Raw genomic sequence first — 13999 nt, 5'->3', positions numbered from 1 at the left:
ACACCAAGTCTCCCGAACGACGATTCGTTCGGGAGACTTTTTATTTATGGTTCAAGGCGTTTTACTCCGCGGTAGATAAACATCGCGTCTCGTACATTGTCTATGCCGAGCAATTTCATAATCATCCTGTTTGGCCCCATACCGAAGCCGCCGTGTGGAGGACAGCCGTACTTAAAGAAGTTTAAATAGAATTTCAAAGACTCTAAATCCATTCCTTTCTCTTTCGCCTGCTTTACAAGCACATCGTAGCGATGTTCTCGTTGAGCGCCAGTGGTTACTTCAAGACCGTTCCAAAGAAGGTCAAAACCTTTTGTGAGAGTTTTATCATTTTCATCGCGCATATGATAGAAAGCACGATCTTTTGCTGGATATTCAGTGATAAACACAAACTCATGGCCAAATGTATTCATTACATACTCACCAATCTTGCGTTCTTCTTCTGACGACAAGTCCCCGTCCTTTTCTCCGGTTACGCCCATTTCGGTAAGTATCGTTTTAGCCTCTTTGATAGTCAATCTAGGGAATGGAAGTGTCGGGGCTACGACTTCTCTGGCGAAAACCTGTTTTATTTCCTCGCCGAATTTCTCCTTTACCTTACTGACGGCGAATTGGATAACCTTCTCTTCCTCTTGCATTACGTCTTCATGAGACTCAATGTATGATATTTCAGCGTCATAACCAGTAAACTCTGTGGCATGTCGCGATGTAAATGATGGCTCCGCTCTGAACACCGGTCCGACTTCAAAAACTCTTTCAAATCCAGCTGACATCGCCATCTGTTTGTAGAATTGCGGAGATTGAGCTAGATATGCCTTGCGATCAAAGTATTTAACCTCGAATACTTCCGCACCGGACTCACTTGCGGTAGAAATTAGTTTCGGAGAATGTATTTCTATATAACCGTTTTTTGTCCAAAATTCGCGGAAAGCTGCTTCAAGCTCGGTCCATACCTTGAATGTGAGTGACCCTTGAGGCTTGCGCAGATCAATCCAACGCCAATCAAGACGTATTGATTGTTCTGTTTCTCCTTGCTGTCCCTTCACTATAATCGGTATCGGTAGTTCTGGGTCGGCAAGAGATAAAATTATGAGTTTTTCTACTTCAATTTCAAAACCTCCAGGAGCTTGCTTTTCCTCCTTAGCTAAACCAACGATTTCCACTATTGATTCGTGAGTAAGAGTTTTTGCTATAGCTAAAGCATCGGGGCTATGTTTGGTGACCACAACTTGAATAACTCCCGTAATGTCGCGTATCAGAAGAAACTTGATGCTCCCTTGATCGCGTATAGTCTGGACGAAACCAGCAATCTTAACCTTTTTTCCAATATGTTCTTTAATTTCGTTTATATGAAGTCTCTGCATATTTCTAAATAAAAATTACCCTTACAAAATCACCGATTAAAAATCGATGAACTTGTAAGGGCGATCTTTTCGCGGTGCCACCTTACTTTGTTCGGCAATACCGAACCTCATCGTCGCCTTACTACGACTCGAAGCTATTACGGGCTTATCCCGAAGGGCTCTAATTTCTCTTTTACGAGATTTCTTCCCTTGGCTCAGCTGTGTCAGCAGCTTCAATGCCTTTATGTTTCTATAATAGCAGTAAGATATATATACAGCAATAGCAAGAAAAAAGGCTCTGACTGTGATAAACACAATCAGAGCCTTGTTGGTTGTCGATCCCCTCCTTACGGAGTGAGTCGGTTGACGCCTCGGTAGAGGTACGTCACCTCACGCACGCTTTTCGCGCTCAGCATCACCATGAGCATACGGGTGAGACCGAAGCCATAACCGCCGTGAGGCGGACAGCCGTAGCGGAAGAAGTCCAGATAGTACTGGATGGGCTCAAGCAAGAGCCCCTTCTCCTTGGCTTGCTCCACCAAGATCTCGTAGCGATGCTCCCTTTGCGCCCCTGTCGTCACTTCAAGTCCCTTCCAGAGAAGGTCGAAGCTCTTAGTGAGATGGGGTTTTCCTTCGGGACGCATGTGGTAGAACGCTCGCACCACAGCAGGGTACTCGGTGACGAAGACGAACTCGTGGCCGGTCTTCTCGTGGAAGTGTCGACACAAGAGTCGCTCGCCCTCCGGATCGAGGTCGCCCTTTTCGCCCCGCTCGATTCGGTGACCCATCTGGTCGAGGATGTTGTACGCCTCTTCCATAGTCACACGCGGAAACGGAAGCTCGGGAACCGTGATCTCCGTGCCGAACGTCGCCTTGATCTCCTCGCCGTACTCGGCTTTCACCACCTGAAGCACATGGCGAAGCCAACGTTCCTCAAGCTGCATGACGTCCTCGTGGGAGTCAATCCACGAGATTTCGACGTCCACGCTGGTGAACTCCGTGTCGTGCCGCGAAGTGAAGGACGGGTTGGCCCGAAAGACCGGCCCGATCTCGAACACGCGGTCGAACCCCGCCGTCATCGCCATCTGTTTGTAAAACTGAGGCGACTGAGCGAGATACGCCTTGCGGTCGAAGTACTTTACCTCGAAGAGCTCCGCACCGGACTCGCTTGCGCTACCCATGAACTTCGGGGAGTGCATCTCGATGAACCCCTCCGCCGTCCAGAACGAACGCATAGCGTGTTCGGCCGCCGTCTGAATCTTGAAGATCAGTAGGTTCTGCGGAGTACGCAGGTCCAGAAATCTCCAGTCCAGTCGAGTTTCGATGGTCGGGCTTTCGCCAAACGGCAGAAGTGCTTCCGCCTTGCTGACGATGTTCACTGATTCGGCCATCACTTCCATCCCGCCCAGCTTGACCATAGGATTGGCAATAACCTTGCCGATGATTTCCACTGCGCTTTCGGATGTGAGGCTGGCGATTGTTGCCGTCAGTTCGGCGTTTGCCGACTTCTCGTGCACCACCTGTACATTGCCGGTGTGGTCACGGACGATAATGAATTGCATCCGCTTTTGATCGCGGAACGTTCCCACCCATCCGCAGATCCGAACGGTCTTGCCGACCTCGGATCCGAGTTGCTTGATCAGTGTTCTTTGCATGATGTTCTCCTTTTGGTATGCCTTGCCGTGATTGGCTTGGCGTATGTGGTACTCATGGATCAATCCTCCTACTGAACGCTCGGTGAAAAGGAATGGTGTCTCGCACATGCGGGATCTGCAAGAGCCAACGGATGAACCGTTCAAGCCCCATACCAAACCCTCCGTGCGGTACACAACCGTATTGACGAAGGTCCCGCAACCATTCGTAGCGGGCGTCACCGGCTTTACCTTTCTCTGCCAGCCGCTCATCGAGCATCGACAGAGAATGAATCTTCTCGGCAATACCGAGAAGCTCACCAAACCCTCGACTTGCGATCAAATCAGCCGTCTTCGTTCGACGAGTATCGGCTGCGTCAATCACATAAGGAAAGGGTTCGATGGGTCGTGGAATGCCGACAATCCAAAACGGAGTGTCGCCGAACCGCTGGCAGAGCATAGTTTCCTCGTCGGAACCCATGCTTTTGCCAAACTCAATATCGGAACCCTGCGTCTTGAGCCACTCCACCGCCTCGGCGTAGTCAATGCGCGGAAACGGAGTTTTAAGTCCGTCGCCACATATCTCGGTGCCGATAATGTTTGCAAGCTCGCGACCCTCGCGGATACACTGCTCGCTCACATCATGGATGAACCGCTCGACTACTGAGGCCATGTCCTCAAAGTCCACGAACGCCAACTCTGCCTTGATGTGCCAGTACTCCATGAGATGTCTCTTGGAGCGGCTCTCCTCGGCGCGGAAGCTGGGACCGATGTTGTAGATCTTCTCGAGAGCATGAACTGCTTGTTCGAGATAGAACCCAACACACTGTGTCAGGTATACATCTTGCTCATGTACCTTGATTGCCATAGCCGTACGATCGTCGTACAGCGGCGTTGGTGTCAGCACCGGAGCGTGGATCTCAATGAACCCATTCTCATGGAACCATTGATGCACGATCCTTGTGAGGACGTGACGAAACTTCAGGATGGCGGCAAATTTCTCGTTGCGGAGATAGAAATGCCGCTTGTCCAAAAGTTGCTCCTGCAACCTCGGGTCTTGAATGTCGATGTTTCCCCGCGGATACGGAGAGACACTGATGGTGCTCACGCCGATGACCTCGATATTGTCGACGCGGATTTCCCGCTGCGGGTTCGCTCGGCCAGTATCCGCAAGGACACCAGTGATCTTAACCGCCGTTTCCTGGTTCATGCGCCGCGCGAGTTCAAAAGCGGGCTTGTTGCCAGCTTCGACCACACACTGCACCGAACCAGTGGAGTCCGTGATGTCCAGAAAAACGACGTGATTATGTCGCCGGCGGGCTTTCACCCAACCGTAGAGCACAACCGTCGTTCCATCAGAAGGACTGTGGAGTAGGTCAACTGCATACGTCGTTTTCATTCCGTTCTCCTTTCCTCGCCGTGTTCCTCTGAACGTGGCTGAGAGTGTTGTGGGTGATTTCGGCGTAGCGATCGGGGTAATCCCTTCTCAATACGCCGAGCCAGCGAGCCGCTTTCGCGGTCTCGTCGTTGTGGGTTGCGTCCATGACCATGTCGTAGGCCGCCGTTGGACTGCTGCTCTTATCGACCAGAAGGACGATGTCCGGCTGATCGAGGATGAGCTTGCAGCGCATCATGACTTCTTCTGCTGTGCGCATACGTGCTGTTCCTCCTTTCAGGATTGGATTGTAAAAGAACAAAACCTCGAGATTATCCCAAGGCTTGCGATATCATAACATATACTTCAGTGTATGTCCAAAAGTATTACCAAAGATGATAAAGAAAGCCCTGACTGTGCTATGACAGTCAGGGCCATGTTGTCTTCGGACTCTTCACCGTAGACTCCTAAAAATTGAACGGACGGAGCCGTGACGATGATCTTCTTCTGAGCCTAGATGACTATGGACGATATCTTCCTCATCCCAACTTATTATCTCCCATATATCCTTTGGGAACAATTCTTTCACTAGTCTAGGTGTGACGATCACTCCTTCAAGCTCAGGCTGTGAGGCTGGTGCTGGATATTTGTTAGTGATTGTTTGAAGTATGAGATGACCGCCTTTTGCTACGGCATTTGTCACGCTTTTCGCCAACAAAACGAGTTGTTCTTGCTGTTTCAAAACGTGCAGTACACCATAGCAAACAACGATATCAAACCGCTCACTGTTGTGTCGCAGAAACTGTAGTGCATCATCTTTCACTATAGAAACCCGGCCTTCGGGCACAAGTCCACATTCTTCGAGACGAACGAGGGTGTCAACAAAGACACTGATTGCAATTGAATCAATCTCTACAGCAACAGCCCTATTTACACCTATACGAACAAGCTCGAAGATATTTTTTCCCGTGCCTGCACCGATTTCCAGTACAGAAGACTGGCTCCAGTCAGTGTTAGAGTTTCTATCAAGAAACTCTTGGACTTTGCTTCCAACCTTCATTCCCCAGAAATTAATACCATGAGTTCGATATCCCTCACGGTAAAGGCCAATTCCTGATCCGCTTCCTTTCCTAGGAGAATTCAGAACATTCTCCATCTCTTCTCGAGAAAAAAGTGGCTTCATAGATTACTCCTCTTTTAGTAAGTCTTTTGGGCGTTGACCTGAATTGAAGTGATTCCGCTCATTGATTCTAGTCGTGCAATTGTGTCTGTTGGTTTGTCCGTGAGGGCATTCCCAACGTACACATCGTCAGCCCCGTGAGTCACCGTTATTATGCCTGTGGGCTGAACCAATAGAGCAGGGCTTGAAGAAAAGTCATTGACGCTATGTGTCGTCACCCTCATCTCTTTGCCTTGAAACATATTCTGCAGTTCCGTGGTAAGAGAATAAAAGAGCTCGTCAGGCACACTAAGCCAATGTGCATTTTCTCCAGATGCTCGACCCTTTTCCCGACCGAAGAATTGTGTGATCTTCCAATTGTCAACGCCGAGTTTCGCCATCAACTCTCCAACCCTGATAAGATTCTCTCGTTTTTGGGTAATGGCCGTCATTGTGGTTCCGACTTTTACTTTAAAACCGAATTGTTTCAGCTGGGGAATTAACTCTATTGTCTTTGTAAACGCAGAGTCGTTTCCTCGGATGAGACTGTTTGATTCTGCATCTGGACCGTCAAGTGAAAGCGAAAACCACTTCACGTTACGTACAGCACAAAACTCAAGCATTGGAACAGTGATATGCATTCCTGTGGTTTGTATAATCACTTCCCGATTGCGTTGCGAGATTTCATCTACCAAAAGAAGGGTGTCATTTCGTCGAGACTCAGGATCTGCTCGGACGAAAATTTCCCCACCAGTGAGCTGTATTCTGCTCGTCAACTGGCACAGAAAGTTGATGATTCTCACCATCTGTTCAGTCGAAGCATCTTTTGAAAGTCCAGCAAACTCCTCTTCAGCGTAACAGTGTGGACAGTTCAGGTGGCAACGTCCTGTCACATAAAGTGAAGCGAACCCCACCTTATTTTCAGTTGTTGAGGATTTTGAATGATTTTCAAAGAGATGTTGAAGTGTTTCGGATCGAGCAATTCCGAGTTCTTGCCTCGAAGTGATGTATTGACGTCCAATTCTTGTTTCCATTTTGATCTCCTTTTTCAGTTGTGAATGTGCAATTTGAGAAATCCACCATGGATTTCATCCAGAAATAAGCTACCACAATTTCGTCATCTATACAAGCTTTGGCAAAAATCCGCCACGCATTCCTACCGCGCTCCGCGCGTGGCACATTAGTCGGGGTTCTGCTCGAAATGGGTCCTGACTTTTTCAAACAAACACCACCAAAATTAGATGGTTAGTACAAAAACCTACCTATTTTTTAAAGCCAGGGTTAAGAGGTGGTCTAAAAAGTCTGACAGATTAGAACCGGCAGCCCTTACCGATTTTGGGAAAAGCGATTCTAATGTTAGACCGGGCAGAGTGTTGGTTTCCAGAACGTAGATATTATCGTCATCGTCAATAATCATGTCTGTTCTAGAATAATGTTTTAGATTCAGTGCCTTATGGGCTAAGATTGCAACATTTTTTACTTCTTCGATTAAATCTTCTGGTAATTCAGCCGGACAAATCTCTTCTGTTGTTCCACTGTATTTTGCTTGATAGTCAAAAAAATCTGAATTTGTAGGTCGAATTTCAATAGGAGGCAGAGCAAAAATTTGATTTTGATTTACACCCTCTATTACTCCGCAGGTAACCTCAATTCCCTCAACACACCGCTCAATCAAAGCAATTTCAGAATACTCAAAGGCGTTCCAAATTGCTTCAGAAAAATTTTCCAAAGAGTCTGTAATATTAACTCCCAAAGACGATCCACCTGAAGATGGTTTGACAACAATCGGTTTGGGTAAGTGAGAAAAAATTTCAAAAACTTTCAAATAACTGGCTTCTGATTTCTTTAGAACTTCGGCTTCTGGAATCTTTAAACCAACTTCACCGAAAATCTTTCTAGAAAAAACCTTGTTCATTGCCAAAGCTGAAGAAAATGAGTTTGAGCCGGTATATGGAATCTTAAAGTGTTCAAAAACCTTTTGAACTTTCCCATCTTCGCCATATTCTCCATGTAGAGCATTAAAAACCACGTCCAAATGTTTTAAGATTTTTTCCGGTTGGTAAGGTAATCCGTGGTGATGCCAAATCCCGTTTTTGTCTATGAAAATATCAATCGGATGATATTTTGCCGGCAGATTTTCTAAAACTGCATTGCCGGTTTTAAGAGAAATTTCATATTCGCCAGATGGTCCACCGCGCAAAACGCCAACTCTAATTTTCCCAATCTTTGACATAATTACTATTATATCAGTTGAAAAACAAATAGCATTAATAGAAAAGCGATATGGATCTTCAATTAATTTTGTCTCTCAATTTTTTATGAAAAGATAAGGCGAAACGATGAGCTTCTTGATTGATGAGAAGAATCTCTTTTTGCCGATTACCAATCGTTTTTCTATCCCCGAGGATTTGTTTCGGTTTGTGTTTTTTGTCTTTAACAACTGAAACTACCGGAATGAATAAATCTTTTTTTCTTAAAATTTTTTCTGCTACGTTTTTTTGTGCTATTCCGCCATCAACGCAGACAAGATTTGGCATCTGCCATTCGGCGTGGTTAAATCTTCTATCGATAATTTCAGATAGAGCTGATGTGTCGCCTCCTTCTGTTTTTTTTATTTTAAATTTTCTGTACTGACTTTTTTTGAAAATTCCTTCTTCAAGGACAACCATCACGCCAACCATAAATGTCCCTGAAATATGTGCCACGTCATAAGATTCTATTCGAAAATTCCCTTGGTCTACACCACTTTCATCCAAATTCTTCAGTAAGGCAATGTCTTGTATGTGTTTTAAAGCAAATATTTTGTTTCTCAACTCCCCCGCTTTTTCAAAATTGAGTTTTTTGACTTCACCCATCATCTCTTTTTCTAGATTAAAAATAATTTGTTTTTTCTTACCCTCAAGGAAGAGTTTTAGATGACTAATTGTTTTTTGATAGTCAGATTTGTTTTGGTTTGGAGCCAATCCTATTTCTTTGTAAAATCTTTCACCTTGGGTGTTTTTTGTGTCGCTCGAGTAGAAAGGAAAGATTTTTCTAAGAATTCTCAAGGCCTCTTTTAATTGGTTTCCGTGGGGGAAAGGACCGAAGCTAGCCATTAGGGTATAGGGTTTAGGGTCTAGGGCGAGTTCTTTTTGGCGGATGGTGAGAATTCTAGGGAAATCTTCGTCGGTTATCACAATATAATTCCAACTCCTGTCATCTTTTTCTTGAGTATTGTATTTCGGTTTGTATTTTTTAATTAAATTGGCCTCTAAGATAAGCGCCTCAAGGACAGAATCGGTTTTTTGATACTTTATATTTTTTATTTCCTCAACCATCTTGGCAATCAAGGGGCCGCGAGAAAATAATAAGTTTCCATTAAAATAACTTCTTACCCTGTTCCGAAGAGACGTGGCTTTACCAATATAAAGAATTTTTTCGTCTTCCGTTTTACCCCCTCTCGCTGAAAATAAATAAACACCAGGAGAATCCGGCAGGTTTTTTATTTTTTTAGCAAGCGAAGGATTCATTTTGCTATCTGAACGCATTCGTTATGAATTATTCTTTCTTTAGAGTTTTTCTCAAATATTCTCCGGTATAGGAATCTTTAGATTGAGCAATTTGTTCAGGTGTGCCTTTGGCAACAATTTCACCACCTCTGTCTCCACCTTCCGGCCCCATATCAATAATGTAGTCGGAGTTTTTTATGAAATCCATATTGTGTTCGATTGTTACGACGGTGTTACCCTTATCAACCAATTTTTGAAGAATCTCAACAAGTTTTTTTACATCTTCGTAATGTAAGCCGACCGTCGGCTCGTCTAAAAGATAAATTGTTTTGTATAAATCGGGCCGAAAAAGTTCGGAAGAAATCTTTACTCTCTGCGCTTCCCCACCAGAAAGCGTGGTAGCAGACTGACCAAGCTCTAAATAGCTCAAGCCAACCTCGTCCATGGTTTTCAAACGGTCGTAAACTCCCGGAATATCTTTGAAAAAATCAAGCGCTTCTTCTATTGTCATCTTTAGGACGTCATATATATTTTTTTTCTTATATTTAACCTCAAGAGTTTCTTTCATAAACCGACGGCCGTTGCACACATCACAAGTGACATAAACAGTCGGCAAAAACTGCATTTCAACCTCTATGGTTCCATTACCCTGGCAAGCTTCACAACGACCACCTTTGACATTGAAAGAGAAACGGCTAGGTTTCCAACCGCGGACTTTAGCTTCGGAAGTTTCGGCGAAAAGCTCGCGGATAAAAGTCCATGCGCCGGTATAAGTCGCTGGGTTAGAGCGCGGGGTTCGGCCAATTGGTGACTGGTCTATTAAAATTGCTCTGTTTAGATATTCTGTACCAGTAAAAGACTGACAATTAAAAATTTCTGCGCTTCTGTATCTACGATCAAACCTGGCTTGTAAATTTTTATGGAGAATTTCGTAAAGTAGAGACGATTTACCGGAGCCCGACAGACCGGTTATTACCACAAATTTACCGAGAGGGATTTCAGCATTTAAATTTTTTATATTAAAAACTTTCCCACCTTTTATTATTATTTTGCCTTTTTCTGTATCCCGTCTTTTTTCCGGAACCGGAATTTTGTTATCACCTCTCAAGTAATCAAGGGTCAGAGAATTATTTTTTCTGCTAGCTGACGAATTTGCTTCGGTCAATAATTTTTCCAAAAAACCAGAAACCACCACTTCTCCACCATGAATTCCAGCTCCCGGACCAATATCAACAATGTAATCTGAAGAATAAATAGTATCTTCGTCGTGCTCAACAATTATTATTGTGTTACCAAGGTCTCGAAGTTCGGCCAAAGTTTTTACCAGTCGATTGTTGTCGTGAGCATGTAGGCCAATTGTTGGTTCGTCTAAAACATAAAGTGCGCCGACCAGACCAGACCCGAGTTGGCTTGCCAAGCGAATTCTTTGCGCTTCTCCGCCGGAAAGCGTTCCGGCTCGCCTGTCTAAAGTCAGGTATTCAATTCCGACATTAATCATAAATTTCAGACGAGAAACTATTTCTCTGATTGCAACTTCAGAAATTTCTTTTTCTTTCTTGTTAAGTTTAATATTTCCAAAAAATTCATCTGCTTCGGAAATTGAAAGACTACCGATTTCAACTATATTTTTTCCGGAAATCAAGACCTTTAAGGCCTCCTTTCTCAATCTTGAACCATTACAATTTGGACAAGGTTCAGAACCCCAATAATGTTTGGTACCAAGACCATTGCAATCTTGGCAAGCTCCATAAGGAGAATTAAAAGAAAACATTCTCGGTTCTATTTCTGGATACGAATAACCGTCTGAAGGACAAGAGAATTTAGTAGACCAAACGAACTCTTCTTTTTCTGTCTTTCCAAAATTAAAAATTATTTTTACAAGACCTTCTGATTCCTCAAGCGCTTTCTCCAAATCCTCTCCCAATCTTTCTTGCCAGTCCTTGTTTGTCGGAACTGACAAGGACAAATCGGAAAATTTAATCTCGTCAACAAGAATATCGATATTGTGCTTTTTATTTTTGGAGAGAATAATTTGTTGCCTTAGACTTTTTAATTGCCCATCAATTGAAACTTTTGAATACCCTCTGCCTAAGAGGTCGTAGAGTAGTTGGTAATACTCACCTTTTCGCCCTCGAACAACCGGAGAGTATATTTCGAGTGTAGATTCTTTTCCTGATTTTGTGATTTTTTCCCGTATTTTTTTAACAATTAAATTTTTTATCTCTTCACGTGACATTTTTTCAATCTCTTTTCCGCAGATTAGACAATGCGGTCGGCCGATTCTGGCAAACAAAATTCGCAGGTAATCATAAATTTCGGTCATAGTCGCAACTGTTGAACGCGGATTTCCGGAGCGAAATTTCTGGTCAATAGAAATAGCCGGAGACAGGCCCGAAATCTCATCAACATCAGGTTTGGGCATTATTCTCAAAAATTGTCTGGCATAGGGAGAAAGGGATTCTATGTAACGCCTCTGCCCTTCGGCAAAAATCGTATCAAAAGCCAAAGACGATTTGCCGGAACCCGACAGACCGGTTATCACGGTTATCTTGTTTCTCGGCATTTCTACCGTGATATTTTTTAAATTATGAGTTCTAGCGCCACGCACTATTATCTTGTCTCCTGAATTTTTTTGCATAAAACAAGCAACAAAACCCCCTTTCTTAACTTACTAGGGGTATTAAAGTTTATACTAACACAATACTAACTCATCTCCAATCTAGATTTTTTGTTTTTCAAAAAGAACGTTTTGAATTTCTTTTACGATATCGTCTAAAACTACAGTCGCTTTTGTCAAAAATCGGTCGGCGCCCATAGCTCTTGTTCTTTCTATTTCGTTATTTTGAGTGAAGTTTGAGAGAATGATGACCGGAATATCTTTTAATTTATTATTTGATTTAACCGCTTTCAAGACATCAAAACCGCTTATTCCGGGAAGTAAAAGATCTAGCAAAATAACATCCGGCTGGTCTTGTTCTAAAACTTTTAGAGCTTCTTCGCCAGTTCTTGAAAAAAGCAATTGGCTTTTTTGTTGCGAGAGTTTTCTGGCAATTAAATCGCTTAAAAATTGATCATCTTCAACCCACATAATCTTTCTACCCTCCAAAAAATTTTTACCATCTTTTTTACCAGTCTTTACAAGCTGAATTTTAACTTTTGATACTAATTCGTCGGCGCTGAATTGTGATTTGACTATATAATCTCTAACCCCAAGATCTAAAACCCGCCTTATCTCATCAACGCCTCCAGAGGGTGATATTGTAATCACGGGAATTTGTCGCAAGTCTTGTCTTGCATTTTTTTCTTCCAACACCTTGAATGAGCTAATGGTTTTTAGACTGATATCCAGAATCACAAGATCGGGTTTGAAGTTCTCCATCTGTGAGAGCGCTATTCTGGCATTGTTTATAAACAATGTCTCAAAACCTTCCTTCTTTATTTTTTCGTTTATAACATTGCCAAGAAAGAGGTCTTCTTCCAAAACAATTAAAATTTTTTCTGCCATAGTTTTATTTTACAACTTTTTGAGCGGGAGGAACAGGGCTTATGGGGATTTCTAATATAAATTTAGTTCCTTTGCCGTCTTGACTTTCAAAATTGATTGAACCGCCGTGCTGTTCAATCAAACTTTTGACTATGAAAAGTCCGAGTCCAGTTCCACCTGGTTCAAGCTTTACAGCGTTTGAGGCTCTGAAAAACTTTCTAAAAAGATTAGATTGTTCTTCTTTAGGAATTCCAATACCTTCGTCAGAAATTAGTGCTAAAACTTTGTCCCCAACCTTATTCAAACTAAGGGCGATCGTAATTTTTCCACCTTTTTTTGAATATTTAACCGCGTTTTCAATCAAATTCTGGAAAACGGCGCGAATTTTTTGTGGATCAACCTTAACTTTTGGTAAGTTTTTTTCTTTTTGAATCTCAATTTTTATGTTTTTGTTTTCAATAACGGAGTGGAAGTCTGGGAGCACATTATCTAGCAAATCAGTCAGATTTATTTCAACTGGAGAGAAACCACCGGCACCGGCGTCAATCCTTTCAGAACCGAGCATATCATGTATCAAACTTATGATTCTTTCATTGCTCTCGTAAGCTTTCATTATCAAAGCTCTTTGGTCGCTTGTTAAAACCCCTTCATTGCCTCTCAACAAAGTATCGAGTGTCCACTTGATAGCCGAAAGTGGAGTTCTTAATTGATGGGCAACAGTTGAAACGAACTCCCTTTTTTCTTGGTCAAGACGTTCGACTTCTTCGGTTTCCTTTTTTAATTCTAAATCTTGCCGTATTAAGCGCCTAGCAAATTTGTTGTATTCTTCGTTCAATAGACGCAACTTTTCGGACTGAAGTTCGGCTTGTCTTCTTCCTTCAATAATCTGATATTCTCTTTTTTTCAAAGCTGAAGACAGGTAGCCGGATAATGAGCCGACAATAAAATAAACAGCCGAAATAACTATTGAGGTTGAAAGCATCACTAAAAGTTCGTCATACTCAACAATCTCGCGTCCGGAGTAACCGTAAATTTTTTGGGCAATTCCAAAATACGAAAGAAAAATCATTCCGTTGACTAAAACAGCGGAAACAAAGGCCACAAAGAGCGAACCGATTGGACTGAACAGAATTATTGAGGAAACAATTGGAATGAAGAAAAATATTGATGAGATGCTCTCGATCCCCCCAGAGAAATGGAAGATGAATAAAAAGAAAACAAGTTCTGCCATAATTTGCCCGAATCCGAGATAATTTATTCTTTTGGTCTGGTTTTTCATTTCCAACTGTTTGGCAGTCAACCAAAAAACCGCATTGACCAAAATAAAAATAGAAAACAAGAGGAGCATTACCGGTAGTGGGAATACTGCATCGCCGACCGGATCGAGTCTGGACAAAAGTCCCATAACAAAAATCGCCGGGGCGTAAAACCACCTCGCCGAAATCAACCATTTGTTTGATTCAAACTTGTTACTGTGAATTAGTCGGATCGCCATGTCTTTAAATTATAGCAAGCAAAAAGA

11 protein-coding genes are annotated in these 13999 nt (G+C 43.0%); all 11 read right to left on the bottom strand.

Annotated elements, in window-relative coordinates:
• Positions 1-44: 44 nt before the first annotated feature.
• On the bottom strand, positions 45-1361 hold the full coding sequence (aspS, locus tag QY304_00995; protein WKZ26663.1) for an aspartate--tRNA(Asn) ligase: 1317 nt from the start codon (positions 1359-1361) through the stop codon (positions 45-47).
• 326 nt (positions 1362-1687) lie between these two features.
• Positions 1688-2995, bottom strand: a complete 1308-nt coding sequence (gene aspS / locus QY304_00990; GenBank protein WKZ26662.1) for an aspartate--tRNA(Asn) ligase — start codon at positions 2993-2995, stop codon at positions 1688-1690.
• Between the two features lie 52 nt (positions 2996-3047).
• Positions 3048-4370: an asparagine--tRNA ligase gene (locus QY304_00985; GenBank protein WKZ26661.1), complete on the bottom strand. Its 1323-nt coding sequence runs from the start codon at positions 4368-4370 to the stop codon at positions 3048-3050.
• On the bottom strand, positions 4348-4626 hold the full coding sequence (locus tag QY304_00980) for a hypothetical protein (GenBank protein WKZ26660.1): 279 nt from the start codon (positions 4624-4626) through the stop codon (positions 4348-4350). The genes QY304_00985 and QY304_00980 overlap by 23 nt, the downstream gene beginning before the upstream one ends.
• 174 nt (positions 4627-4800) lie before the next feature.
• The gene (locus tag QY304_00975) at positions 4801-5529 is read right to left on the bottom strand and encodes a class I SAM-dependent methyltransferase (GenBank protein WKZ26659.1); all 729 of its coding nucleotides are present in this window, start codon (positions 5527-5529) and stop codon (positions 4801-4803) included.
• 14 nt (positions 5530-5543) lie between these two features.
• Complete coding sequence (locus QY304_00970; protein WKZ26658.1) at positions 5544-6539, bottom strand: radical SAM protein; 996 nt, start codon at positions 6537-6539, stop codon at positions 5544-5546.
• 224 nt (positions 6540-6763) lie between these two features.
• Positions 6764-7738, bottom strand: coding sequence for a D-alanine--D-alanine ligase (locus QY304_00965; GenBank protein WKZ26657.1), 975 nt, complete (start codon positions 7736-7738; stop codon positions 6764-6766).
• A 58-nt stretch (positions 7739-7796) separates the two neighbouring features.
• Positions 7797-9032: a GIY-YIG nuclease family protein gene (locus tag QY304_00960; GenBank protein WKZ26656.1), complete on the bottom strand. Its 1236-nt coding sequence runs from the start codon at positions 9030-9032 to the stop codon at positions 7797-7799.
• A 10-nt stretch (positions 9033-9042) separates the two neighbouring features.
• The gene (gene uvrA / locus QY304_00955; GenBank protein ID WKZ26655.1) at positions 9043-11631 is read right to left on the bottom strand and encodes an excinuclease ABC subunit UvrA; all 2589 of its coding nucleotides are present in this window, start codon (positions 11629-11631) and stop codon (positions 9043-9045) included.
• 81 nt (positions 11632-11712) lie between these two features.
• A complete protein-coding gene (locus QY304_00950) occupies positions 11713-12498 on the bottom strand; it encodes a response regulator (GenBank protein WKZ26654.1) in 786 nt (261 codons plus the stop codon).
• A 4-nt stretch (positions 12499-12502) separates the two neighbouring features.
• Positions 12503-13972: a HAMP domain-containing sensor histidine kinase gene (locus QY304_00945; protein WKZ26653.1), complete on the bottom strand. Its 1470-nt coding sequence runs from the start codon at positions 13970-13972 to the stop codon at positions 12503-12505.
• Between the last annotated feature and the right edge of the window lie 27 nt (positions 13973-13999).

The organism is Candidatus Paceibacterota bacterium (assembly GCA_030583745.1).
Taxonomy (GTDB): Bacteria; Patescibacteriota; Minisyncoccia; order Phycocordibacterales; family BOKC01; genus BOKC01.
Note: the sequence above shows the minus strand (reverse complement) of the source record. Positions and strands in the feature narration are given on the sequence as shown.